Source organism: Yoonia sp. 208BN28-4 (assembly GCF_037543925.1).
Classification (GTDB): domain Bacteria; phylum Pseudomonadota; class Alphaproteobacteria; order Rhodobacterales; family Rhodobacteraceae; genus Yoonia.
Genome location: NZ_JBBIFY010000004.1, coordinates 24,664 through 48,705, shown reverse-complemented (window position 1 = coordinate 48,705; position 24,042 = coordinate 24,664). Strand labels below are relative to the sequence as shown.

The window sequence follows — 24,042 nt, the reverse complement described above, 5'->3', positions numbered from 1 at the left end:
TGGACCAGTCTTGCGAAAAACTTCAAGCCCAAATGCGCCGCAGCGCAGCAATTCGTGTAAAGCACTAGTACCCCTGTGCGGTCGATTAACCAATTTATCACCACGACCGCGACACCCTGATGATCTGCTCAGCTATACCTCAACACGGGATTTTTCAGATGAAACGTACTTTCTTTCTGCTCTCACTCGGCATCGGCGCGATGCTGCTGGCGACCCAATCCGCCTATGCCCAAGGCCGCAACTGCGCCGATCATGCAACCGTTGTCGCTCGCCTTGCCGAAGGCTACGGCGAAAGTCGACAGGCGATGGGTCTGACTAACGCCAATACGATTCTTGAGGTTTTTGCCTCGTCCGAGACCGGCTCGTGGACCATTACCATCACCGCACCGGGTGGCCCGACCTGTCTTGTTTCGGCCGGTCAAGGTTTTCAACTCCTTGATGAAAGCGGGTCAAATGATGAAGGCGCCTAGCGCTGTCACCCCATCCCAGATCAGCTTGAGCGACAGGCCCAAAAGCGCCCACAGGATTACTTGGAAGAACAGTTTTTCGGGGATGATGCGCACAAGATAAACGCCCGCTACCACACCAAAGCCCGCCGGGATCATCATGATCGCGGCGGTCTTCAGATTCTCCGTCCCAAGCTGGCCCAGCGCATAATAGGGGATCAGTTTGACCACGTTGATATAGGCAAATGCGACGGTCATCGTCCCTGCAAAAGTGATTTTATCCATCCGCAAGGGAAGCGTGAACACCTGATACGGGGTCGCGCCCGAATGGCTTACAAAGCTGGTGAATCCTGTGATCGTGCCCCAAAAAATGCCCTTGTTCCACCGTGGCGCCACCGCAGGTCCTTCAACCGGACGGCGGGTCAGCGTGACCACAGCAAAGCTCGCTCCGATCACCCCGATCAGCAACGTCACCGCGGCCTCCGGCACGTAGGCGGACGTGGCCCAGCCAATGAAAACGCCGATGGGCATCACCACCATCAGAATGCGCAGCACATCGCGGTTGAACGTTTTGCGATAGGCGTAAAGCCCACCAGCGTCTGCCGCCAAAAACACCGGCAAAAGCAACCCAGCCGCCAGAATCGGTGAGATCACCAGCGACATCAGCGGCACCGCCAGCGCCGTGATAACAGGCACACCGCCCTTGCCAAGACCGACACAAAATGCGGCAAAAACCGCCAATGCCCAGAATGTTAACCCGTCCACGTCCCACCTCTCTGATGCGCAGATTGCGGCGCACACTTGCACCACGCTTGGCAAAAGACTAGGCACAGGCGCAACTTCAAACCCTCAAAAGGATTGCTCTCATGGCTAGACCCAAGATTGCCCTTATCGGCGCCGGACAGATCGGCGGCACACTTGCCCACCTCGCAGCGGTCAAAGAATTGGGCGACGTCGTCCTGTTCGACATCGCCGAAGGCGCTCCACAGGGCAAAGCGCTTGATATCTCCGAATCCGGCCCCGCCGGCAAGTTCGACGGCAGCTTCAAGGGCTCCAACGATTACGCCGATATCGCTGGCGCGGATGTCTGCATCGTCACCGCCGGTGTCGCCCGCAAGCCGGGCATGTCCCGCGACGACCTGCTGGGTATCAACCTCAAGGTGATGAAATCCGTGGGCGAAGGCATTGCCGCCAATGCGCCGGACGCATTTGTCATATGTATCACCAACCCGCTTGACGCGATGGTCTGGGCGCTGCGCGAATTTTCCGGCCTGCCACACCACATGGTCTGCGGCATGGCGGGCGTGCTGGACTCGGCGCGCTTCCGTCACTTCCTTGCTGACGAATTCGACGTCTCCATGCGCGACGTGACAGCTTTCGTTCTGGGTGGCCACGGCGACACAATGGTTCCGCTGACACGCTATTCCACCGTTGCAGGCATCCCGTTGCCCGATCTGGTCGACATGGGCTGGACCACGCAGGAAAAGCTGGACGCGATCGTACAGCGCACCCGTGATGGTGGCGCCGAAATCGTTGGTTTGCTCAAGACAGGTTCCGCCTTCTACGCACCTGCCACATCCGGCATTGAGATGGCCGAGGCCTACCTCAAGGATCAAAAGCGTTTGCTGCCATGCGCGGCTTACGTTGACGGCGCATATGGCCTGAACGGCACCTACGTGGGCGTGCCCACCGTGATCGGTGCTGGCGGTATCGAACGTGTCGTCGAGATCAAGATGAACAAGGGCGAGCAGGCGATGTTCGACAAATCCGTCGACGCCGTCAAAGGCCTTGTGGATGCATGCAAAGGCATCGACGACAGCCTGAGCTAAACCGGATCTCAGTCCAGAAATATCAAAGGGCGTCCTTTCACAGGGCGCCCTTTTTGCTATCGTGGCCAGATGGATAACTGGTTTACGCGCCTTACCGGCCTGCCTGACGATCGGCCAAAGACTGCGCGCGACGGCATTGCCTGGGACGGCACCGATCTGATCTGCCCGAACGGGCGCGTGATGTCAGCCGGATCGCTGAGTATCCCGTCCCTTGCCGAGCTGCGTGAACTCGCGGCGCCGGTGCCTAGCAACGGGGCAACGACCGTGAGAGAGGTCGTGGCCGATGTGCAGGCTTTGCACCATGATCCAGCCAACGCGGGCGCGATGTTTCAGGTCGCGTCGCAATTCAATCTGCTTGAAATGATCGGACCCTCTGTCAGCCCTGATGACGGCATCGCCCGTTATAGCACCGACAAAACCCAAGGTCCTGCCTGCGCCATCGCTTGTGCGGCTGGCACAATCTATCGCAACTATTTTGTGCCAACCGATGGGCAGACCGGCCAGTCCGCCACCAAGCAAATCGACACATTGACCGACCTCGGCAAGGCGCTTGGCAATCACGACCATGCACTTTGGGACATGCGCAATGGCTATGCGCTGCCACGCGCGGACGGAATTGAAACGCTTAATCGCAAGATTGCCGGTGATGACCACGATCACCTGCGCGACCTGATCCGCATCGGCGTGCAAGCCGACACCGAGGTCACGCTTGACGATGCCGGACACCGCGTCACCCAAGTCTATTGCAGCGCGCTACCCATCGCCTATTCGGATCTCATGCCGTGGCACCTTGCGCCCTTCGGCAACCTGATCCTTGAAGCCGCGTATGAGGCCACTTTGCTGGCCGCACTTCAGCATGCAAAGCGCACCGGGAATAAGCGCGTTTATCTGACCCGCCTTGGCGGTGGCGCGTTCGGGAACGCCGCGGCTGATATTACGGCGGCCATAGCGCGCGCGGTAAATCTGTTTCCTGATGCAGGTCTGGATATCGTTATTGTCAGCTACGGGGCGGCGACACCTGCAAATGCGCCACTGCTAACCCACGGCAGCTAAAGCGAATCGCATCAAACGTCGCTCGCGGCGAATTTGTGATCACACCCGAAAAACGTGTGATCACAAATGTCGGGTTTTTGAAGAAACGGCGGCGTTCACTGTTCTTTTATGGATTCGGATGTGTTTGTGTAAAACAAATTCACCCAACCACAGGGACCGCACATGAACATCCATGAATATCAGGCCAAAGCCTTGCTCGCATCCTACGGTGCCCCCGTCAGTGACGGTCGCGCCGTTCTCAAAGCCGAGAACGCGAAAACTGCCGCCGGTGAAATGGACGGCCCGCTTTGGGTGGTGAAGGCCCAAATCCACGCCGGTGGCCGTGGCAAAGGCAAATTCAAAGAAGCCGATGCCGGTGATGCCGGCGGCGTGCGCCTGACCAAATCGGTTGAGGAAGCCGCGCAGGAAGCCAAGAAGATGCTGGGCCGCACACTGGTCACGCACCAGACCGGCCCGGCGGGCAAGCAAGTGAACCGCGTCTATATTGAGGACGGTTCGGGCATCGAGACAGAGATGTATCTGGCCCTTCTGGTGGATCGCCAGACATCCCGCATCGGTTTTGTCTGCTCCACCGAAGGCGGCATGGACATTGAAGAGGTCGCTGCCAGCACGCCCGAGAAAATTCTGAACTTCACCGTCGATCCCGCAACTGGCTATCAGGCCTACCATGGTCGCCGTGTCGCTTTTGCGCTGGGGCTCGAAGGCAATCAGGTCAAGCAGTGCGTGAAACTGATGGGCCAGCTTTACAAAGCATTCACCGAAAAAGACATGGAGATGCTTGAGATCAACCCGCTGATCGTCACCGACGGCGGTGATCTGAAAGTGCTGGACGCCAAGGTCAGCTTTGACGGCAACGCGGTTTACCGCCACGCCGACGTCGCCGCCCTACGCGACGAGACCGAAGAAGACCCCAAGGAACTTGCTGCGTCCAAATACGACCTGAACTACATCGCGTTGGACGGCGAGATCGGCTGCATGGTCAACGGTGCAGGTCTGGCGATGGCCACAATGGACATCATCAAGCTTTATGGCGCAGAGCCTGCCAACTTCCTTGATGTGGGCGGCGGTGCGACAAAAGAAAAAGTCACCGAAGCTTTCAAGATCATCACGTCCGATCCGCAGGTCAAAGGCATTCTGGTCAACATCTTTGGCGGCATCATGCGCTGCGATGTCATCGCAGAAGGCGTTGTCGCTGCTGTGAAAGAAGTTGGCTTGCAAGTGCCGCTGGTCGTGCGTCTTGAAGGCACAAACGTCGAGGCGGGCAAGAAGATCATCAACGAAAGCGATGTTGATGTGATTGCAGCTGATGACCTCAAAGACGGCGCACAGAAAATCGTAAAGGCCGTCAAAGGCTAGTGCAGAACATGCCGGCGCGCGCTGTTATGCTGCGCGCCGGACGAACGACGGGCAGAACAAGAACAGGTCAAAGACCGATCTTTTCAGTAACTCATTCCAAGGGGTAATCCTTATGTCTTCCAAGCTTCTCGTTCTTATTCCTGTCATCGCGTCGCTGTCTGCCTGTGCGGGCATCGGCTCAACCGGTAATGACACCAGCTTTGAACGGACCGGCGTGCAGTCCTGCACTACGGCCTCTGTCACGGCTGTCGGCACCGCAACCGACCCTGTGCGCTGCGGCCCGCAAGCACAACCGATCGTGCGTTAAATCAAGTTGTAAAAACACGCATTTGAGTGGAATTTTCAGTGCAACTCATCGTCAACACTTCAGGCGCAAGGTGCCCACAGATCGCAAGCATGACTGCTTGTGGCATGGACCCAGACGCATTTGAAAAGGACGATGATCCCATGATGAAACTGACACTTTCCGCCGCCGCCTTCGTATCCATGTCTGCCTGTATGGGCAGCATCGACGGGGGCGAGGTGTCTCGCAACTATACCGGCCCGTCACAGTGTTCGGGCATGACGGGCATCAGTGCGATGTACATCAACAACAACGCAGGCTTTGCAACACGTTGCGGGCCACAAACCCAATCGCCGTATACCTTCCGGTAGCGGCCAGATAATCCGCGCAGGCTGGCGCTCTCCGGCCTGTGCGGACTGAATTGAGAGGATCATGGCGCTGACACCCGACGGCATCGACGCACAGACTGCGTCACCTGCGTGCGCCATTGCTCCGTTGGAACGGGTCGTCGGCGGCTGTGCACAGCGTGCCGCATTATTGCCATGTCTGCCCCACAATCTGACCACGTCTTTACGCCATATTAACCGAGAACGTCCTGCGACCTTTGCCATGCTTCCGGCAGCGGTCAGCGGTCTGACACGTCGGTCAAAGGAGAAAGACGATGACAAAGTATATGATGATGATGGCTGCCACAGTATCCTTGTCGGCCTGCATGGGCGACAGCACCAAACTGTCCGCAACAGCGCCGATCAACGCGGCCGGCCCGATGGTATGCGGCGACAATCCGTACATGCAGGGCGCCCCAGGCATGCCCGTGCGCTGCGGTCCACAAGCAGAACTGTATTACACGATCGAGTAATTGCAGGCGGCAGCACCTCTGCCGCAGCAAACCCGGTCCACAACACGTCAAACCGTGCGCAGCTTTCGCTGCGGGCGGTTTTTGACGTTCTGACACCCGACTTCCAGACACTCACGCTCCAGAAGGACACATTATGACATCTCCGATCAAAGCTCTTGTCGCCATTGCGGCGGTCACTGCCCTTGCCAACTGCGGCGGCACCCGTGACCTGTCTGACCTGCCCGTCCGCGAAGGCCCACAGGCGATTTCGCCGGTGACGTTTGCCGCGCCGGATGCTGGCGTTGTTGTCGTAACAGAAAACTCCGATGTGGTGGCGATTGACGGCTAAGCCGCCGATCTGCCTCACACGTCGCAACCCAAGAAGATCAAGGACCAAAACACATGGCCATTCTCGTCGATGAAAACACCCGCGTAATCTGTCAGGGCCTCACCGGTTCGCAAGGTACGTTCCACTCTGAACAGGCGATTGCCTATGGCACCAAGATGGTCGGCGGTGTGACCCCCGGCAAAGGCGGCCAGACCCATCTGGACCTGCCAATCTTCAACTCCGTGCACGAAGCAAAGGCCAAGACCGAGGCCAACGCCTCTGTGATCTATGTGCCGCCGCCATTTGCCGCCGACTCAATCCTTGAGGCTATCGACGCCGAAATGGAGCTGATCATCTGCATCACCGAAGGCATCCCTGTGCTGGACATGATGCGTGTGAAGCGCGCCTTGGAAGGGTCCGCCTCCCGCCTGATCGGCCCGAACTGTCCCGGTATCATTACGCCTGACGCGTGCAAGATCGGCATCATGCCCGGTCACATTCACAAGCGCGGCAGCGTCGGCGTTGTATCCCGTTCCGGCACGCTTACTTATGAAGCTGTGAAGCAAACATCCGACAGTGGCCTTGGCCAATCCACAGCCGTCGGCATTGGCGGCGACCCCATCAAAGGGACCGAGCATATCGACGTGCTCGATATGTTCCTTGATGACGATGAAACACACTCCATGATCATGATCGGCGAAATCGGCGGCTCTGCCGAGGAAGAAGCCGCCGAATTCCTGACGGCCCAAAAGAAGAAGGGCCGTTGGAAGCCGACAGCAGGCTTTATCGCGGGCCGCACGGCGCCTCCGGGCCGTCGCATGGGCCACGCCGGTGCCATCGTGGCAGGCGGTAAAGGTGATGCGGAAAGTAAGATTGAGGCGATGAAATCCGCCGGTATCATCGTCGCAGACAGCCCCGCCACATTGGGCGAAGCCGTCTTGGAAGCAATCGACAAAGGGTAAACCTGCAAAGCGGCGGCGCATGTCAACGCTGCCGCCGCCTTGCACACTAAGGGACATTTGGTTTTGGCAAACCGCACACCAGTTTTGCTCGGCATCGGCGCGGCCCTTTTGGTCGGCGCAGGCGCTTGGATTGCGACCGATGTGCTGGCCGAACCGGACCCCATCATGGATGTGCTGTCGATCTGCGAAACAGTCCCCGACAAAGCCACTGCCGACACAAGCATGGCAAGTCTGGGGTGGGACCCGATGCCCGACGCGCTTTATGACGACATGAACAAATCAGCCGCGCTGTTTTTCGTCGCGTTGCGCCGCTCAAGCATGGACGATTTTGACTTCGACGCCGAGCAGTCGCTTTTCGACCAACGTCTGGCGGATAACGCGGCCAAGCTGGGCAATTACGAGGCTCAGGCCTATGTCGCTCCTGACGGGATCGGCTTTGCGCAAATCGAATGGATCGTCGATCTGCCCAACACAGTTGCATGCGACGTGATGCTACCAGCGCCTGCTAATACCGATGCCTTTGCCGACGTGATCCGCGACGGAGAGGCACAGGGCGATCGTCGCGCATGGTCGCAATCGCTTATGTCGATGGACCAGCGCCCGCGTCCGGGACTGTGGGTTGCATCATTGGTCGAAATTGACGGCGATCCTGACCTGACAACATTCTTTGGAGGCCCAGTCATCCGCACTGTCTTTGCGACGGCTGCCTACCGCGGGGAGATTTCGCAATGATGCGCAAGACAGCTCTCATGCTCGCCCTTGGCACCTTAGCCAGTCAGGGCCAAGCGCAAATTCTGGGTGATCTGGCCCCGTCCTTTAATGCTTGCGCGCAAACCCATGCGGACCGCGAACAGTATATCGCCACAATGCTGGCCGATGGCTGGACCGTCACCGAGGACCGCGACCGCGCTATTGCCAGAATTTCCGACACGTTCCTGCCGGTGATCGGGCCATCCGGACTGCCATGGGATGACATGATGACGGCCCGCGCAGAGGCTGGCAATCAGCCCGGCGTTGAGCTGGTCGGTGATCGCGATCTGTACGAGCAGGACAGACATATCATGATGATCGGCGGCTACGAGATGGACGACGGGCAGTTCCGCGTTGATTGCTGGCTCGCCCTGCCCGATGCAACGCTGGTGGACGCCGTGTTTGAAAGCATCGACGACCAGACCATCTTACCGCAGATCAACATGGCCGCCTTTGCCGGCCCCGAACACAGCGACGGATCAATGACCCGCATGATGGTCGTGCAGCTTGATCCCGAAACCGAACCCACGCCGCGCCTTGCCGGGCGCAATGGTCTTTACATCCAGACCGTCATCCCGCCGCAAGCCGCCGATGGTGACGACGACAGCACCGACTAGTCCAGATAGCCAAAACCGTTTCCCAGACCAACGAGGTCCACACGATGAACGATCAATCCCCCAACGACGCCTTTCACGAAAGCTCTTTCCTGCAGGGGCACAACGCCGAATATATTGAACAGCTTTATGCCCGCTATGCCGAGAACCCCGGCGCGGTGGATGAAAGCTGGCAGGCTTACTTCAACGCGTTGGGCGACACGGGCGCCGAGGCCAAGGCAGAAGCCGCAGGTCCGTCATGGGCGCGCGCCGACTGGCCGCCGATGCCCAATGATGATCTGACAGCTGCGCTTGACGGCCAGTGGCCGGTGGAACCCAAAGCTGCTGGCGACAAGATCAAAGGCAAGGCCGCCGAAAAAGGTGTGGGTCTGAGCGAGGAACAGGTGCGTGCCGCCGTGCTCGACAGTTTGCGCGCGCTGATGATCATTCGCGCCTATCGCATCCGTGGCCATCTGGTGGCCGATCTTGATCCACTGGGCATGCGTGACAACGATCAGCACCCAGAACTGGACCCTGCCAACTACGGTTTTACCGCCGCAGACATGGACCGTCCGATCTTTATCGACAATGTGCTTGGCCTCGAGATTGCAACCATGGCCGAGATTTTGGCCATCGTGAAGCGCACCTATTGTGGCACGTTTGCATTGCAATACATGCACATCTCCAACCCCGAAGAGGCGGGTTGGCTGAAAGAGCGGATCGAAGGTTATGGCAAGGAAATCGCCTTCACCAAAGAAGGGCGCAAGGCGATCCTGAACAGCCTTGTGCAGGCCGAAGGCTTCGAGAAATTTCTGCACGTAAAATACATGGGCACCAAGCGTTTCGGCCTTGATGGCGGCGAAAGCCTGATCCCTGCGATGGAACAGATCATCAAGCGTGGCGGACAGCTGGGGCTTGAGGATATCGTCATCGGCATGCCGCACCGTGGCCGTCTTTCGGTGCTCGCCAACGTGATGCAGAAACCCTACCGCGCGATTTTCAACGAATTTCAGGGCGGATCGTTCAAGCCAGAAGACGTCGACGGATCGGGCGACGTGAAATACCACCTTGGCGCGTCCTCGGATCGCCAGTTTGACGATAACTCCGTCCACCTGTCGCTGACCGCCAACCCGTCCCACCTTGAGGCGGTGAACCCCGTCGTGCTGGGCAAGGTGCGCGCCAAGCAGGACCAGAAGAACGACGAGGATCGCACCCGCGTGATGGGCATCCTGTTGCACGGCGATGCAGCCTTTGCAGGCCAAGGCGTTGTGGCCGAAGGCTTTGGTCTGTCCGGTCTTAAGGGCCACAAGACCGGCGGCACGATGCATATCGTGGTGAACAACCAGATCGGTTTTACCACAGCACCGCACTTCAGCCGCTCCAGCCCCTATCCCACCGACATTGCGCTGATGGTTGAGGCACCGATCTTCCACGTCAACGGTGACGATCCTGAGGCCGTGGTCCATGCCGCGCGCGTGGCCACCGAGTTCCGCCAGAAGTTCCACAAGGACGTTGTGCTGGATATCATCTGCTACCGCCGCTTTGGTCACAACGAAGGCGACGAGCCGATGTTCACCAACCCGGTGATGTACAAAAAGATCAAAAAGCAGAAAACCACACTCACGCTTTATACGGAACGTCTGGTCAAGGACGGCCTGATCCCCGAAGGCGAGATTGAGGACATGAAAGCGTCGTTCCAGTCGCACCTCAATGAAGAGTTCGAGACCGGCAAAACCTATAAGCCCAACAAGGCCGACTGGCTGGATGGCCGTTGGAGCCATCTGGACCGGCGTGACGGTGACAACTACCAGCGCGGCGAAACCGCGATCAAACCCGAGACAATGGATCAGATCGGACGTGCGCTTGTGACCGCGCCGACCGGCTTCCCGACGCACAAAACCATCGACCGCCTGATGAAGGCCAAGTCTGAAATGTTTGAAAGCGGCGAAGGTTTTGATTGGGCAACAGGCGAGGCGCTGGCCTTTGGGTCACTGTTGACCGAAGGCTTCCCCGTACGCTTGTCAGGACAGGACGCGACACGCGGCACGTTCAGCCACCGTCACTCGGCCCTGATCAATCAGGAAAACGAAGAACGGTATTACCCGCTCAACAACATCCGCGACGGGCAGTCCCAGTATGAAGTGATCGACAGCATGCTGTCGGAATATGCGGTGCTGGGTTTTGAATACGGCTATTCGCTGGCCGAACCCAATGCGCTGACGCTGTGGGAAGCCCAATTCGGCGATTTCGCCAACGGTGCGCAGATCATGTTCGACCAGTTCATTTCGTCTGGCGAAAGCAAATGGCTGCGTATGTCGGGCCTCGTCTGCCTGTTGCCACACGGCTACGAAGGGCAAGGGCCGGAACACTCGTCGGCACGTCTGGAGCGGTTCCTGACGATGTGCGGCGGGGACAACTGGATCGTCGCCAACTGCACGACGCCCGCCAACTATTTCCACATCCTGCGCCGCCAGATCCACCGCGACTTCCGCAAGCCGCTGATCCTGATGACGCCAAAATCGCTGCTGCGTCATAAGCTGGCCGTGTCAAAGGCCGAGGAATTCCAAACCGGATCATCCTTCCACCGCGTTCTGTGGGACGATGCCCAGCACGGCAATTCGGACACCGAGCTGGTTGCAGACGACAAGATCAAGCGCGTCGTCATGTGTTCCGGCAAGGTCTACTTCGACCTGCTGGAAGAGCGTGACAAGCGTGGCATCACCGACATCTACATCCTGCGCTACGAACAGTACTATCCGTTCCCCGCGCAATCGTCGGTCAAAGAGCTTCAACGCTTCAAAAACGCCGAGATGGTCTGGTGTCAGGAAGAACCCAAAAACCAAGGCGCTTGGGCGTTTATGGAGCCCAACATCGAATGGGTGCTGACCCGCATCGGTGCCACGAACACACGGCCCGTCTACGCAGGCCGCGCCGCTGCCGCATCGCCCGCCACGGGCCTTGCCAGCCAGCACAAAGCACAACAAGAGGCGCTCGTGAATGACGCTCTCACACTTGAAGGATCGAAATAATGAGCACTGAAGTCCGCGTTCCAACCCTTGGTGAAAGCGTCACTGAAGCCACCGTCGCCACATGGTTCAAGCAACCCGGTGACAGCGTCGCCGTTGATGAAATGCTGTGCGAGCTTGAGACAGACAAGGTGACAGTCGAAGTGCCTTCGCCTGTGGCCGGCACCCTGTCCGAGATTGTCGCCGCCGAAGGCGATACCGTCGGCGTTGATGCGCTTTTGGCGCAAATCTCTGAAGGCGACGCCAAGCCCGCTGCCGAAAAGTCGGAAGCCCCCAAAGAGGATAAGCCGACCGAGACAGAAGAGGCATCAGCGCCCCCTGCTGCCGCCAAAGAAGGCAACAAAGACACCGAAGATGCGCCATCCGCGAAAAAGCTGATGGCAGAAAACAACCTGTCCGCAGGCGATGTTGATGGCACCGGCAAAGATGGTCGTGTGATGAAAGAAGACGTTCAAAAGGCGATTGCCGCCGGTTCGTCTAAGCCTGCGACCGCATCGGCTCCGGCCCAAGACAATGGCCCCCGCGAAGAGCGCGTGAAGATGACGCGCCTGCGCCAGACCATCGCCAAGCGCCTGAAAGACAGCCAGAACACTGCAGCCATGCTCACCACCTATAACGAGGTCGACATGACCGAGGTGATGGCCCTGCGCAACGAATACAAAGACCTGTTCCTCAAGAAACACGGCGTGAAACTGGGCTTTATGTCCTTCTTCACCAAGGCCTGCATCCACGCGCTGAACGAAGTGCCGGAAGTGAACGCCGAGATCGACGGCACCGACGTGGTTTACAAGAACTATGTCAACATGGGCATCGCCGCAGGCACGCCAACGGGCCTTGTGGTGCCTGTGATCAACGACGCCGACCAGATGTCATTCGCTGCAATTGAAAAAGCGATTGCCGAAAAGGGCGCCAAAGCCCGCGACGGCAAACTGTCGATGGCCGAAATGCAGGGCGGCACGTTCACAATCTCGAACGGCGGCGTCTACGGCTCACTCATGTCCTCGCCCATCCTGAACCCGCCGCAGTCCGGTATCCTTGGCATGCACAAAATCCAGGACCGCCCCATGGCGATCAACGGTGAGGTTGTGATCCGCCCGATGATGTATCTGGCCCTGTCCTACGATCACCGCATCGTGGATGGCAAAGGTGCTGTGACCTTCCTCGTCCGCGTAAAAGAGGCGCTTGAAGATCCGCGCCGTCTGCTGATGGATCTGTGATCAAGTGCGGCGGGGTGCAGCCCCGCCGTCACCACACCGACCACGACTGAAAACCGACCCTTCAAAGGACACTCGCTATGACCCCAGAACTGACGTACCTCACCTATTCCGTCATTCTTCTGCTCGTGCACGTCATCGTGCAGGCCACGTTCTCGGACCTGTCCAAGGGTCTTGGTTGGGCGCTTGGTCCGCAGGACGAAAAGCGGGATCAGAACGAAATCGCTGGCCGGATCGAGCGGGCTTTGCACAATTACCTGCAAACCTACCCCGCCTTCATCGCGCTGGCGCTGATGTTGAACCTCACAGGGAGTGCGGACGTGACCACTGCCTTGGGGGCCGCGATCTGGTTCTGGGCGCGGGTGGCTTATATCCCCGCCTACGCCTCCGGTATTCCGCTGGTGCGCAGCGTGGCGTGGTTTGCGTCAATCGGTGGTCTTGTGATGATGCTTTTGCCGCTGATCTGATGGCCTACCGCGATCCTAAAACATACCTTTGCCCGTCATGCGGCACGCGCGAGGATGTGCATTGGATCGTGGGCGTCAATTTGAGTCCAGATCGCAACGGTGATGACTGGCGTAAGCAATTCGATCCCAAATCCACCGATCTGTTCACGGTTGAGACAACGCAATCCCGCGATACATGGCAGGGGACGATTACCTGCAACACCTGCCAGACCGTCATCAAGGACACGCGCGCATGACCCCTGAATTGACCGTTCTTGCCCTCGCAGGTTTGCTGCAAGGCTTGCAGTTCGTTCTGATGGCCGTGCCTGCCAATATCGAACTGGGCACCGGCAAAACCGCGTCCCCCCGCGATCCCGAACGGTTGGGCGGGAAGACGATGCTGGAACAGCTGAGCACCAAGACAGGCCGCCTTGCCCGCGCCATGAACAACCATTTCGAGGCGTTGATCCTGTTCACCATCGCCGTTTTGGTCGTGGTGCTTGGCGATAAAGCGACCGCGTTTTCTGCCTATTGCGCGTGGGCCTATCTGGCCGCCCGCGTCCTTTACATACCTGCCTACTATTTCGGCTGGGCACCTTGGCGGTCGCTCATCTGGTTCATAGGTTTTATGGCAACGATGCTGATGTTGCTTTCCGCCCTTTTATTCTGACACACTTGGCCAAAATCAAACTTAGGCCGATACCCCTCTGAAGGAGACACCCATGTCCAGCTATGACGTCATCATGATCGGAAGCGGCCCCGGCGGCTATGTCGGTGCGATCCGCTGTGCGCAGCTTGGCCTGAAGACAGCCATCGTCGAAGGGCGTGACACATTGGGAGGCACCTGCCTGAACATCGGCTGCATCCCGTCCAAGGCGCTGCTGCACGCCACCGAGATGCTGCACGAGGCGGAACATAACTTTGCCGCCATGGGCCTCAAGGGGAAGGCTCCGTCGGTCGATTGGAAGCAGATGCTGGACTACAAGGATACCGTCATCGGCCAGAACACTGGTGGTGTCGAATTCCTGATGAAAAAGAACAAGATCGACTGGCTCAAAGGCTGGGCCACGATCCCCGAGGCGGGCAAGGTCAAAGTCGGTGACGAGGTGCACGAGGCCAAGCACATCGTGGTCGCAACCGGGTCAGAGCCGTCGTCCCTGCCAGGGATTGAGGTGGACGAAAAGACAGTTGTGACATCCGAAGGCGCGCTGAAACTGGGCAAAATCCCAAAGACGATGGTCGTGATCGGCGCAGGCGTCATCGGGCTTGAGCTGGGGTCGGTTTACGCGCGTCTGGGGTCCGAAGTGACCGTGATCGAATACCTTGACGGCATCACACCGGGCATGGACGCGGAAGTGTCCCGCACATTCCAGAAGTTGCTGACCAAGCAAGGCCTCAGCTTCAAACTGGGTGCGGCCGTGCAGGGGGTTGAGGTCAAGAACAACAAGGCCAAGGTCACCTTCAAAATGCGCAAGGATGACAGCGAGGACACGATCACCGCTGATACCGTGCTGGTGGCCACAGGCCGCAAACCTTACACCACAGGACTTGGCCTTGAGGAGTTGGGCGTCGAAATGTCCGAGCGCGGCCAGATCAAAACCGACGATCACTACAAAACCAACATCGACGGCATTTACGCCATCGGTGACGCCATTGATGGACCGATGCTGGCGCATAAGGCCGAGGATGAAGGCATGGCGGTAGCCGAAGGGCTGGCCGGTCAACATCCGCACGTCAACTACGGTGTAATCCCCGGCGTGATCTACACCCACCCCGAGGTCGCCAATGTCGGCAAAACCGAAGAGCAGCTGAAAGACGAGGGCCGCGCCTATAAGGTCGGAAAATTCAGCTTTATGGGCAATGGCCGTGCGAAGGCCAATTTTGCCGCCGACGGGTTTGTCAAAATCATCGCGGACAAGGAAACTGACCGTATCTTGGGCGCGCATATCATCGGCCCGATGGCTGGCGACCTGATCCACGAGGTTTGCGTGGCGATGGAATTTGGTGCCGCCGCCGAGGATCTGGCCCGCACCTGCCACGCCCACCCGACCTATTCCGAAGCGGTGCGCGAGGCGGCACTGGCCTGCGGCGACGGCGCGATCCACATGTAAGGCGCGCCCATGTCGCCGGAACTGACGATCCTGATCATCAACGGCGTCCTGATGGCCTTTGGCTATCTGGTCGCCTACCCCGCATTGTCCGAAAAAACGATGCCCGCCATCATGTGGCGGGATGCGGTGATCAGCGGGGCGGCGCTGTTTTTGGCGGGGTTGCTGTATTGGGGATCGGACATTGCGTTCAGCCTGATCGTGTTTGACACAAACTGGTTCTTCTTTTCAGTGCTGACCCTGATGGTGATCGAAACGCCGCTTTTTATCTGGTTCGCGGCCAAGCACGACATCAAGTTCTAGTTCTTCAACATCCGCAAACCCTGCGTCGCATCCGACCGCACAGCAAGCCGCAAGCTGGGATCATCACCGGCCTTCAGGGCCGCAATAATCAACTTGTGGTTATGCGGCGGCTCTGTCCGGTTCAGACGCCCGTAAAGCGCGCGCATGGTGGGGCCAAGTTGCAGCCACACTGTCTCTGTCATCGCCAGCATCGCAGGCGCTTGGGCGCGCAGATAGAGCGTGCGGTGGAATTCAAGGTTCACGCGGATATAGCCAATCGCATCATGCCGCGCGATCATCTGACTGACGCTGTTATTGATTGTCTCCAGCCTCTCGATGAGCGCGAAATGCGCACGCGGCAGGGCGCGGCTGGCCAGTTCAGGCTCTAGCATGGCACGCAGGCTGGCCAGTTCCTCAATCCGTTCGTTTGATAGCGCCGGTGCCGTCACGCGACCTGAGGATGAAAGCGACAGCGCGCCTTCAGCGACCAAACGGCGCACAGCCTCGCGGGCTGGGGTCATGGACACATCAAACTGCTTACCGATGCCGCGCAGCGTCAGCGCCTCACCGGGGGTGACGACGCCGTGCATGATCTGCGTGCGCAGGGCGCGATAGACCCGTTCGTGGGCGGATGTCGTGTCGGTGGGGCGAAGCGGTAGCATGCGCCATTTGTGATCACACAGCCCGCAGGCGTCAATCGAATTGCACGCGGTGCAACAGGTCACCGTTGTCTTTCAACCATTTCCGGTGCGGCTGGTGATCTGGGAACAATCGCTCAACCACGGCCCAGAATGCAGGCGAATGGTTCATCTCGGCCAAATGGGCAACTTCATGGGCGGTAACGTAATCTAGCACGGCGGGCGGTGCCATGATTAAGCGCCACGAATACATCAGCACGCCCTTGGACGAACACGAGCCCCAGCGCGAACGGGTGTCGCGGATCGACAGGCGGCTATAGGAGCGGCCCAACGCCGCCGCATAGCGGTCTGACGCCTCCGCCAAGGCATCACGGGCGGCGAGCTTCAGGAACGCCTGCACACGCGGCCCCGCCGCACCGTCATGCGGCACCACAAGATACCCGTCTGACAGGCGCGCGCGTTTCACGTCACCGCCCACGATCGGCACAGATTCGCCGCGCAGCAAGACGCTGCCGCCAATACCAACCACATTGACCGGCTGCACCTGTGACAGATGCCCCCGCAACCAACCCTCGCGGTCGCGCAAAAAAGCTACAGCCTCGCGCTCTGGCGTGCGTTGCGGCAGTGTCAGCGCTACACGCCCGTCCAGTCGCGACACACGCAACGACAGCCGCTTGGCGCGCTTGTTACGCCGCAGTGTCACCGTGATCGGGGGGTTGCCATCAAGGACATGAACGCCCATATCCGCATTTCCGTCTTCAGAGCCGTGCCAAAGCCTTTGACACCATGTAACGCTTATGGCAGTTGGCGACGATCCACCGCAAGTGTCTGCCCGACAGACACGCCCAGATTCGATGGGCCAAGATTTGAAGGAAAAGACAATGCCTAAGGAAGAGTGGGGCACCAAGCGCCTTTGCCCCGAAACCGGCAAGCGTTTTTATGACCTGAACGCCAACCCGATCATCAGCCCCTACACCGGCAACGAGGTTGCAGTCGACACATCCAAGACCCGCACGATGGTCGCCGATGCAGAAGACGCGCAGTCCAAGAAAGCCAAAGACGCCGAAGCCGAGGACGATCTGGTGCTGGACGATGACGACAGCGACGACGACGTCGATCTGGGCGATGACGTTCTGGACGATGATGACGACGACGATACCGTCAGCCTTGACGAAATCGCCGACGTCACGACCAACGACGACGACTGATTATTTCGGGACACGGGCGGGATTTTTCACTTGATCTCGCCCTGTCCGCTGCATAGAACGCAGCACGCAGCGCAAGCTGCAATCCCGGCGGTCAGACACCGCCACTGATGGGGCCTTAGCTCAGCTGGGAGAGCGCCTGCATGGCATGCAGGAGGTCAGCGGTTCGATCCCGCTAGGCTCCACCAAAATTTTCCAGGTATTCCATGATAATCGCGATCCTGCGGAACTTGGTTTCGCTGTGGGCATTAATTCGGTAGTGCTTGGGAAACCCATGGCCGTAAGATAATGCTGCCGCGCGAAAAGGAGCGTGACGTTCAATGACTGCTGTATTCCTGTTCCTGTTCTGGCTTGTCGCGGCATTTGTGCTGTTCACCACGCTCGCCCCGCTGACCGATAGCGTCCAGTGGTGGATCAGGGGTTGGGATTTTCCACGCATCCATATCGCGATTGTGGCTGCTGTCACGATCCTGATCGGGTTTGGCGTGATGCGCCCTAGCGTGGCCATCACCTGCGTTCTTTTGTTGGGGTGCCTAGTTTACCAGCTATATCGCATATACCCTTACACATCGCTTGCCACGCAAGAGATCGCACTGGCGGAAAATGTTCCGGCAGAAGATCAGGTCAAACTTCTGTCGTCGAATGTGCTGATGGAAAACGACGACCCGACGCGGCTTCAAGCATTGATTGAACGCGAAGAACCCGATGTTCTGTTCCTGATGGAGACCGATCAGAAATGGATCGACTGGCTTGAGCCGCAGCTTGCGCGGTATGACACGGTGATCCGTCACCCGCTTGATAATTACTACGGCGCTGTCTTTGCAACGAATCTCGAGACTGTCACCGCGCAGACTGTCTTTTTGTCCGAAGATGAAACGCCCAGTGTGCTGGCCGAACTGAAAGCCCCGACGGGCAGCTTTTATTTCGTCGGCCTGCATCCGCGCCCGCCTGTTCCTGGACAGAACACTGACGAACGTGACGCGCAAATTCGGCGTGCCGCCATTATGGCCGACCGCTCCATCCTGCCGGTTGTGGCAATGGGCGACTTCAACGATGTGGCCTGGTCGCGCACGTCAGAAAAGTTCAAGGAATACGGCGAGTTTCTGGACCCGCGGATCGGGCGCGGCATGCTGCCAAGCTTTGACGCGCAGTCGTGGTGGATGCGCTTTCCCATCGACCAGCTTTACGTGACCCAAGGGCTTGATCTGATCACGTATGACCGGCTTGAGGACGTGGGATCGGACCACTTCCCAATGATCGCCGTGATCAGCGTAAAGGCCGACTAGCCCTTTACCGCACCATCGCTCAGACCTGACACGAGGTATTTCTGGGCGATCAGAAAGACCACTGTGATCGGCAGACCCGACAGGATCGCGGCAGCGGCGAAATCACCCCAGAGATACTTGAACTCGTTCAGGTACAGACGGCTGCCCACGGCAAGCGTCATTTGATCCTCTGACCGGATAAGGACAGAGGCGATGGGGTAATCGTTAATGAAGCCGATAAACGACAGAACGAACACAACCGACATGATCGGCACGGCCAGTGGCAGGAAGATAAACCGGAATGCTTGCCAAGGTGTTGCGCCATCAATCGCTGCTGCTTTGTCCAGCGCGGTGTCGATGCTGTCAAAGTAGCCTTTGATCGTCCAGATGTGCAGCGTGACACCCGCTAGATAGATCAGGACAAGGGCCACGTGACTGTTGAGGCCAAGGATAGGTGTCACCTCTCCCAGCGCGTCGAAAATGGCGTAGATCGCGACGAGGGCCAGTGTGGTGGGGAACATCTGGATCAGGAACAAGCCGTCCAGCATCGCGCCCTTGCCTTTGATCCGAATTCTGCTGAAGGCATAAGCACTTATGGTCGCGATGGCGAGAACGCCGATGCCCGCGATCAGGCCGATTTTGATCGAGTTCCACATCCACAACAGCACCGGATAGGGCGGTTCAACCACCGTCCCGTCGGCGCGCGTGTAATCAAAACCGAAGGCCAGCCACCAGTGTTCCAGCGTGGGGTTTTCGGGGATGATGGAGCCGACAGAGAAGTTGCCCTCGCGAAACGAGATTGACAGCACCATAGCGAAGGGGAACAGGATCAGCAGCAAGAAAAAGATCATGAATCCGTGGGCGAGTATCTTTTTCACGAGTAGGTCGCGTGGGCGTTCTACGATCATGTTTGACCCCCGAAACGGCTGTGTGATTTGCGTGCACTGGGCGTGCACCGTGCGTGCACCGATAAAACACTCATGCCCGCCCCGATCTTTTGTCAGCCGCCCGCCGCATCGCGACGAAGTTGGCGTAGGAAATGGCAGCGACCACCACAAAGATCAGCAACGTGATCGCCCCCGCAAGGCCGAATTGCTGGCCCGCGTTGTCGAACGCAAGGCGGTAGGTGAAGGACGCAAGGATATCGGTTTCGCCCGCAGGGATCACCGTGCCGGGGATATCCGGCAGGCCACGTGTGAGCAGGAAGATCAGCACGAGGTTGTTGAAGTTGAACGCAAAGGCCGCGATCAGCAGCGGCAGGAACGGCGGAATAATCTGCGGCAAGGTGATCGTAAAGAACACGCGCAGGGCGCTGGCGCCTTCGAGTGCTGCGGCTTTCTTGTGATCTTCCGGCACCGATTGCAGGAAGCCCATGGCGAGCAGCATCATGTAAGGATAACCCAGCCAAGTGTTCACGATCAGCACCATCGCGCGGGCCAGATTGCCGTCGGTGAACCAGTTGGGACGGATGCCGAACAAGGCCTCAAGGATCAGGTTTATTTCACCAAAGTTCTGATTGAACAGGCCACGAAACACGAGGATCGAAATGAACCCTGGCACGGCGTAAGGCAGGATCAGCAGGATACGGTAGAGCGTTTTGAACCGCAGGTGCTCCCATTGCAGGATCACGGCCAGCAGCAGGCCGACCGAAAACGTCAGCACGACGGACAGTGTTGCGAACACAAAGGTCCAGATGAAAATCGAGACCATCGGCTCGCGGATACCTTCGGACTGGAACACGCGGGTGAAGTTGTCCCAACCGATGTTAACGCGCCAGCCCGGGGGGACAGCCTCGCCCGCCTCGTCCTCGAAGAAACCCGTGTCGTGGTTCGCGGTCAGGATCGTGCCGTCAGCGGCGGTGAGCGTATCTGGGCCGGTTTGCACGTAGTCCGGCACCACAGAGGCAAAGGTGCGCAGGCCCGCGTTCTGGATCGTGTTGCCGTCGGGCGTGACAAGGGTGAGCGTTTGCAGCCCGCTGCGCAGCTGGATCGCGGCGCGGCGTTCCAGCAGATCGGCGGGTTCGGATGCGGGCGCGATGGTTGCGGTGGCTTCCTCGGTCAGCGTGACGGGCTCTGACAGTAGGCCGCTGTCGGGCAGCCAGATGCGGTAGGCGTCACCTTCGGCGGCGACGGCAAAGGGTTGCTCGGTCGCGGGATCAATCGTGCCGCGGGACGTGAGAACCTCGACCGTGCGTTCATAGGTCAGCAGGTTGAAGGACGAGTAGTTCGTGAAGCCGATGTAGATCGTATAAAGCACCGGAAAGGCGATGAAGATCAGGACGGCCGCTATGCCCGGAAAGATAAAACGCGCGCCATAAAAGCGTGACGTGCCAAAGACGATCGCCACACCAACGGCCAGCGCCAGCAGGATTGCGCCAAAGACAGGCTGCGCCAACACGTAAAGGTAAAACGCACCGGCAAGCAGCACGACACAGACAGCGCCCGTGCCCAGCAAGCGGGGCAGCGGCGACGGTGTGTCGTGGTGATCAGCGGTGAGGGTCATGGGAAATGCGGGCGGCAGCGCGTGCCGCCCGCCGATCTCTTACTGTTCGCCAAGGATGCGGGCAGCCGCATCGTTCAGCGCATCTTCGGGGCTGGACGTGCCCGATGTGATGTTGGTCAGCGCAGGGCCCATGGCGGCCCAGAACGCGCCCATTTCAGGGTTCGACGGCATTGGCACACCGTTGGCGGCCACGGCCAGCATGTCTGTGACCAGCGCGTTGTCTTGGGCCACGGCGGCAGAGCTGTCGGCCAATGCGCCCAGCGCGTTGTTCGCGTTCCACACGGCCAGACCTTCGTCGGTGGCCAGATAGTTCTCGATCAGCTCAACCGCGAGGTCTGCATTCGGGGATGCGGCATTGATGCCCAGCGCCTGCACGCCAAGGAAAGGTGGGGAAACCTCACCATTCACAGTGGGGATTGGGGCCACGCCTACGTTGATCCCGGACTCGGCAAATGCACCCCACGCCCATGGGCCGTTCAGCACCATCGCAACTTCGCCGTTGTTCATCGCACCGTCCATGACGCCGTAATCAACGCCTTGGGGCATGACGCCATCGTCAAACAGCGACTTGAGCACGGTTGCACCCGCAATCGCGCCATCGGTATTAACGCCGGTGGTCGTGCCGTCATAGGTGCCGTCAACTTTCTGGAACGCGTAACCGCCGCCCGCCATCAGCATTGGCATGGTGAAATAGGTGTTGTTGTAATCCCAGAGGATCTTCTGGCCTTCGATATCGGCTTCGGCGATTTCTTCAAACGATGCGGGGGGCGTGGCGACAAGGTCTTTGTTGTAGATCAGGGTCACGGCCTCAACAGACATGGGGTAACCCCATGTGTTGCCGCCGAATTGCACCGCGTCCATCGCTGTTGGCAGAACACCATCGGTCCAGGCGGCAGAGGGCGAAACCGGCTGGATCAGGCCACCATTGGCCCATTCGCCAAAGCGGTCATGCGCCCAAAGCACGATATCGGGACCATCGCCGGTGGCTGCGGCCTGCTGGAATTTCTGCGGCAGATCGGGATCCACAACTTCGACAACCACTTCGATGCCAAGGTCCTCGGTAAAGCCAGCGGTGGCCTCAAGCAGCGCGTCTTTGTCGCGGTTGGCACCTGTCCAGATGGTCAGCACGCCGTCTTCGAACGCGGCGGCGGGCATGGCTGTGCCAAGCAGCAAGGCCGTCAGTGTCAGTGTCTTTTTCATAGTCTTTCCTCCCTAGGATCGTCGTCTATTTGGTTTTGATCTTGAGCGTGCCGTCATGCGCGAGATAAGCAAAGCCGTTACCCGGCAGCGTCAGCGTTTTCCCGTCAAGCGTGGCGTTGTGACGGCCAGTCAGCGTGGCATCCCCTTGCAGCGTCAGGTTGTGTTCATCCTTGGACAGGTTGAACACGCAGGCAAGCACCTCGTCATCCGCGCGGCGGTGAAACGCCAAGAGCGGCTCTGGCAGGTCGATGAACTTGGTGGTGCCGTGGCGCAACGCGGGGGTCGCTTTGCGGAATGCGATGGTGTCGCGGTAGAAGTGCAGGATGCTGCTGTCGTCGCCTGTTTGTAGGTCAACGCTGTTGGCAATCTGAGGCTCTTTCACGGGCAGCCATGGCTTGCCCGTGGAGAAGCCGGCGTTGGGCTGGTCATGTTCCCAGACCATCGGCGTGCGGCAACCGTCGCGGCCTTTGACCTTGGGCCAGAACCGGATCGCTGGTGGGTCTGTCAGTTCGTCAAATTCCATCTCGGTCTCAAGCTGGCCAAGCTCTTCACCCTGATAGATGCCGATGGTGCCTTCAAACGACATGATCATCGCGCAGGCAAAGCGGGCCATGCTGTCATCATCCACCGCATGTTCACCCCAGCGCGTCACATGGCGGGGCACATCGTGGTTGCTGAACGACCATTTCGGGTGACCTTCGGGCGCGCCTTGCTGGAAGCCCTCGATGCAGGACCGGAAGTGATCGGCGCTGAAGTCGGGGCCAAGCATGGCAAAGCTGTAGGCCATGTGCAGACGGTCTGTGCCTTGGGTGTATTGGCCCATCAGCTTGATCGCGCGGCTGCCCATGTCGCCCACTTCGCCCACCATCATGATGTCGTCGTACTGATCGGTCAGCGTGCGAAGCTGTTCAAGAAACGCCAGATTTTCCGGCTGGTTCTTGTTGTAGATATTGTCCTGCATCCCATAAAGATCGGTCGCCATGACCTGTGGTGCGGCCTGCGCGGCAGGGTTGGACCGCAGTTTCTTGTCGTGGAAATAGTAGTTCACGGTATCAAGGCGGAACCCGTCCAGACCACGCTCAAGCCAGAACTTGCAGGTGTCCAAAGCCGCCTCGACCACAAGCGGGTTGTGGAAGTTCAGGTCGGGCTGGGAGGTAAGGAAGTTGTGCTGGTAATACTGGCCGCGGGACGGATCAAATTCCCAGGCGGGGCCGCCGAAGTGGCTGTGCCAGTTGGTCGGCGGGCTACCATCGGGCAGCGGATCGGCCCAGACGTACCAATCGGCCTTGTCGTTGTCGCGGGACTGGCGGCTTTCCTTGAACCACGGATGCTGATCGGACGTGTGCGACAACACCTGATCGACGATCACCTTCAATCCCAGCTCATGCGCACGGGCAATCAGCGCGTCAAAATCCTCAAGCGTGCCGAACAGCGGATCAACCGCTTTATAGTCGGACACGTCATAGCCCATGTCCTTTTGCGGCGAGGCAAAGATCGGCGAGAGCCAGATGCAATCGGCGCCAAGGTCAGCGACATGCGGCAGGCGCCGCGTGATTCCCGCCAGATCGCCAACACCATTGCCGCTGTCATCCTGAAATGAGCGCGGATAAATCTGATAGATTACCGCATCCCGCCACCATTCACGCATCAAGCTTCCCCCCTTTGATTCGCCGCGACATTAGCAAAGCGTTTTAAAAGTTCAAAACGTTTTAGATTAT

General features: G+C 58.8%; 27 protein-coding genes and 1 tRNA gene. 21 read left to right on the top strand and 7 right to left on the bottom strand.

Going from position 1 to position 24,042, the window contains the following annotated elements; genetic code table 11:
• The first annotated feature begins 158 nt into the window (after positions 1-158).
• Entirely contained in the window at positions 159-470 is a 312-nt protein-coding gene (locus tag V8J84_RS13850) for a hypothetical protein (RefSeq protein WP_339932172.1), read from the top strand.
• On the opposite strand, the gene V8J84_RS13845 is transcribed toward V8J84_RS13850, so the two are convergent.
• Positions 450-1,211 carry a sulfite exporter TauE/SafE family protein gene (locus V8J84_RS13845; protein WP_339932170.1) on the bottom strand — a complete coding sequence of 254 codons (762 nt, stop codon included), beginning with the start codon at positions 1,209-1,211 and terminating at the stop codon, positions 450-452. The genes V8J84_RS13850 and V8J84_RS13845 overlap by 21 nt on opposite strands.
• Before the next feature lie 101 nt (positions 1,212-1,312).
• Between V8J84_RS13845 and mdh the strand changes: the two genes are divergently transcribed.
• The 17 genes from mdh (at position 1,313) to V8J84_RS13760 (ending at position 15,535) form a co-directional block, all read left to right on the top strand.
• Entirely contained in the window at positions 1,313-2,275 is a 963-nt protein-coding gene (gene mdh, locus V8J84_RS13840) for a malate dehydrogenase (protein WP_339932168.1), read from the top strand.
• A gap of 69 nt (positions 2,276-2,344) precedes the next feature.
• Entirely contained in the window at positions 2,345-3,328 is a 984-nt protein-coding gene (locus tag V8J84_RS13835; protein WP_339932166.1) for a hypothetical protein, read from the top strand.
• Between the two features lie 162 nt (positions 3,329-3,490).
• Positions 3,491-4,684, top strand: a complete 1,194-nt coding sequence (gene sucC / locus V8J84_RS13830; RefSeq protein WP_339932164.1) for an ADP-forming succinate--CoA ligase subunit beta — start codon at positions 3,491-3,493, stop codon at positions 4,682-4,684.
• 112 nt (positions 4,685-4,796) lie between these two features.
• Positions 4,797-4,991: a hypothetical protein gene (locus tag V8J84_RS13825; protein ID WP_339932162.1), complete on the top strand. Its 195-nt coding sequence runs from the start codon at positions 4,797-4,799 to the stop codon at positions 4,989-4,991.
• 104 nt (positions 4,992-5,095) lie between these two features.
• The gene (locus V8J84_RS13820; RefSeq protein ID WP_339932160.1) at positions 5,096-5,338 is read left to right on the top strand and encodes a hypothetical protein; all 243 of its coding nucleotides are present in this window, start codon (positions 5,096-5,098) and stop codon (positions 5,336-5,338) included.
• Positions 5,339-5,628: 290 nt separating this feature from the next.
• On the top strand, positions 5,629-5,826 hold the full coding sequence (locus V8J84_RS13815; RefSeq protein WP_339932158.1) for a hypothetical protein: 198 nt from the start codon (positions 5,629-5,631) through the stop codon (positions 5,824-5,826).
• 133 nt (positions 5,827-5,959) lie between these two features.
• A complete protein-coding gene (locus V8J84_RS13810; protein WP_339932156.1) occupies positions 5,960-6,154 on the top strand; it encodes a hypothetical protein in 195 nt (64 codons plus the stop codon).
• Positions 6,155-6,207: 53 nt separating this feature from the next.
• The gene (gene sucD / locus V8J84_RS13805; protein WP_339932154.1) at positions 6,208-7,095 is read left to right on the top strand and encodes a succinate--CoA ligase subunit alpha; all 888 of its coding nucleotides are present in this window, start codon (positions 6,208-6,210) and stop codon (positions 7,093-7,095) included.
• Between the two features lie 63 nt (positions 7,096-7,158).
• On the top strand, positions 7,159-7,827 hold the full coding sequence (locus tag V8J84_RS13800; RefSeq protein ID WP_339932152.1) for a hypothetical protein: 669 nt from the start codon (positions 7,159-7,161) through the stop codon (positions 7,825-7,827).
• Entirely contained in the window at positions 7,824-8,462 is a 639-nt protein-coding gene (locus tag V8J84_RS13795) for a hypothetical protein (protein WP_339932150.1), read from the top strand. Before V8J84_RS13800 ends, V8J84_RS13795 begins: the two co-directional genes overlap by 4 nt.
• Positions 8,463-8,506: 44 nt before the next feature.
• The gene (locus V8J84_RS13790; protein ID WP_339932148.1) at positions 8,507-11,467 is read left to right on the top strand and encodes a 2-oxoglutarate dehydrogenase E1 component; all 2,961 of its coding nucleotides are present in this window, start codon (positions 8,507-8,509) and stop codon (positions 11,465-11,467) included.
• On the top strand, positions 11,467-12,681 hold the full coding sequence (gene odhB, locus V8J84_RS13785) for a 2-oxoglutarate dehydrogenase complex dihydrolipoyllysine-residue succinyltransferase (protein ID WP_339932146.1): 1,215 nt from the start codon (positions 11,467-11,469) through the stop codon (positions 12,679-12,681). Before V8J84_RS13790 ends, odhB begins: the two co-directional genes overlap by 1 nt.
• A 77-nt stretch (positions 12,682-12,758) precedes the next feature.
• Complete coding sequence (locus V8J84_RS13780) at positions 12,759-13,145, top strand: MAPEG family protein (RefSeq protein ID WP_339932144.1); 387 nt, start codon at positions 12,759-12,761, stop codon at positions 13,143-13,145.
• Positions 13,145-13,381, top strand: coding sequence for a hypothetical protein (locus V8J84_RS13775; RefSeq protein ID WP_339932142.1), 237 nt, complete (start codon positions 13,145-13,147; stop codon positions 13,379-13,381). Before V8J84_RS13780 ends, V8J84_RS13775 begins: the two co-directional genes overlap by 1 nt.
• Positions 13,378-13,794, top strand: a complete 417-nt coding sequence (locus V8J84_RS13770; protein WP_339932140.1) for an MAPEG family protein — start codon at positions 13,378-13,380, stop codon at positions 13,792-13,794. Before V8J84_RS13775 ends, V8J84_RS13770 begins: the two co-directional genes overlap by 4 nt.
• A gap of 52 nt (positions 13,795-13,846) precedes the next feature.
• Positions 13,847-15,235: a dihydrolipoyl dehydrogenase gene (gene lpdA, locus V8J84_RS13765; protein WP_339932138.1), complete on the top strand. Its 1,389-nt coding sequence runs from the start codon at positions 13,847-13,849 to the stop codon at positions 15,233-15,235.
• Between the two features lie 9 nt (positions 15,236-15,244).
• A complete protein-coding gene (locus tag V8J84_RS13760) occupies positions 15,245-15,535 on the top strand; it encodes a hypothetical protein (protein WP_339932136.1) in 291 nt (96 codons plus the stop codon).
• Here V8J84_RS13760 and V8J84_RS13755 read toward each other — a convergent pair.
• On the bottom strand, positions 15,532-16,176 hold the full coding sequence (locus tag V8J84_RS13755; protein ID WP_339932134.1) for a GntR family transcriptional regulator: 645 nt from the start codon (positions 16,174-16,176) through the stop codon (positions 15,532-15,534). The two genes, V8J84_RS13760 and V8J84_RS13755, sit on opposite strands and share 4 nt — an antisense overlap.
• Positions 16,177-16,207: 31 nt before the next feature.
• Positions 16,208-16,894: a M48 family metallopeptidase gene (locus tag V8J84_RS13750; RefSeq protein WP_339932132.1), complete on the bottom strand. Its 687-nt coding sequence runs from the start codon at positions 16,892-16,894 to the stop codon at positions 16,208-16,210.
• A gap of 139 nt (positions 16,895-17,033) precedes the next feature.
• On the opposite strand from V8J84_RS13750, the gene V8J84_RS13745 reads away from it, so the two are divergent.
• From V8J84_RS13745 to V8J84_RS13735, 3 genes are all read left to right on the top strand, one after another.
• Positions 17,034-17,360, top strand: a complete 327-nt coding sequence (locus V8J84_RS13745) for a TIGR02300 family protein (RefSeq protein ID WP_339932130.1) — start codon at positions 17,034-17,036, stop codon at positions 17,358-17,360.
• Positions 17,361-17,469: 109 nt separating this feature from the next.
• Positions 17,470-17,545: transfer RNA gene (locus tag V8J84_RS13740), tRNA-Ala, on the top strand.
• Positions 17,546-17,677: 132 nt separating this feature from the next.
• On the top strand, positions 17,678-18,643 hold the full coding sequence (locus V8J84_RS13735) for an endonuclease/exonuclease/phosphatase family protein (RefSeq protein ID WP_339932128.1): 966 nt from the start codon (positions 17,678-17,680) through the stop codon (positions 18,641-18,643).
• Here V8J84_RS13735 and malG read toward each other — a convergent pair.
• The 4 genes from malG to V8J84_RS13715 form a co-directional block, all read right to left on the bottom strand.
• Positions 18,640-19,530: a maltose ABC transporter permease MalG gene (gene malG / locus V8J84_RS13730; protein ID WP_339932127.1), complete on the bottom strand. Its 891-nt coding sequence runs from the start codon at positions 19,528-19,530 to the stop codon at positions 18,640-18,642. The two genes, V8J84_RS13735 and malG, sit on opposite strands and share 4 nt — an antisense overlap.
• 70 nt (positions 19,531-19,600) lie before the next feature.
• Positions 19,601-21,124, bottom strand: coding sequence for a maltose ABC transporter permease MalF (gene malF, locus V8J84_RS13725; RefSeq protein WP_339932125.1), 1,524 nt, complete (start codon positions 21,122-21,124; stop codon positions 19,601-19,603).
• A 39-nt stretch (positions 21,125-21,163) separates the two neighbouring features.
• Positions 21,164-22,324: a maltose/maltodextrin ABC transporter substrate-binding protein MalE gene (gene malE, locus V8J84_RS13720; protein WP_339932123.1), complete on the bottom strand. Its 1,161-nt coding sequence runs from the start codon at positions 22,322-22,324 to the stop codon at positions 21,164-21,166.
• 25 nt (positions 22,325-22,349) lie between these two features.
• Positions 22,350-23,972, bottom strand: a complete 1,623-nt coding sequence (locus tag V8J84_RS13715) for an alpha-glucosidase (RefSeq protein WP_339932121.1) — start codon at positions 23,970-23,972, stop codon at positions 22,350-22,352.
• Positions 23,973-24,042 lie beyond the last annotated feature (70 nt).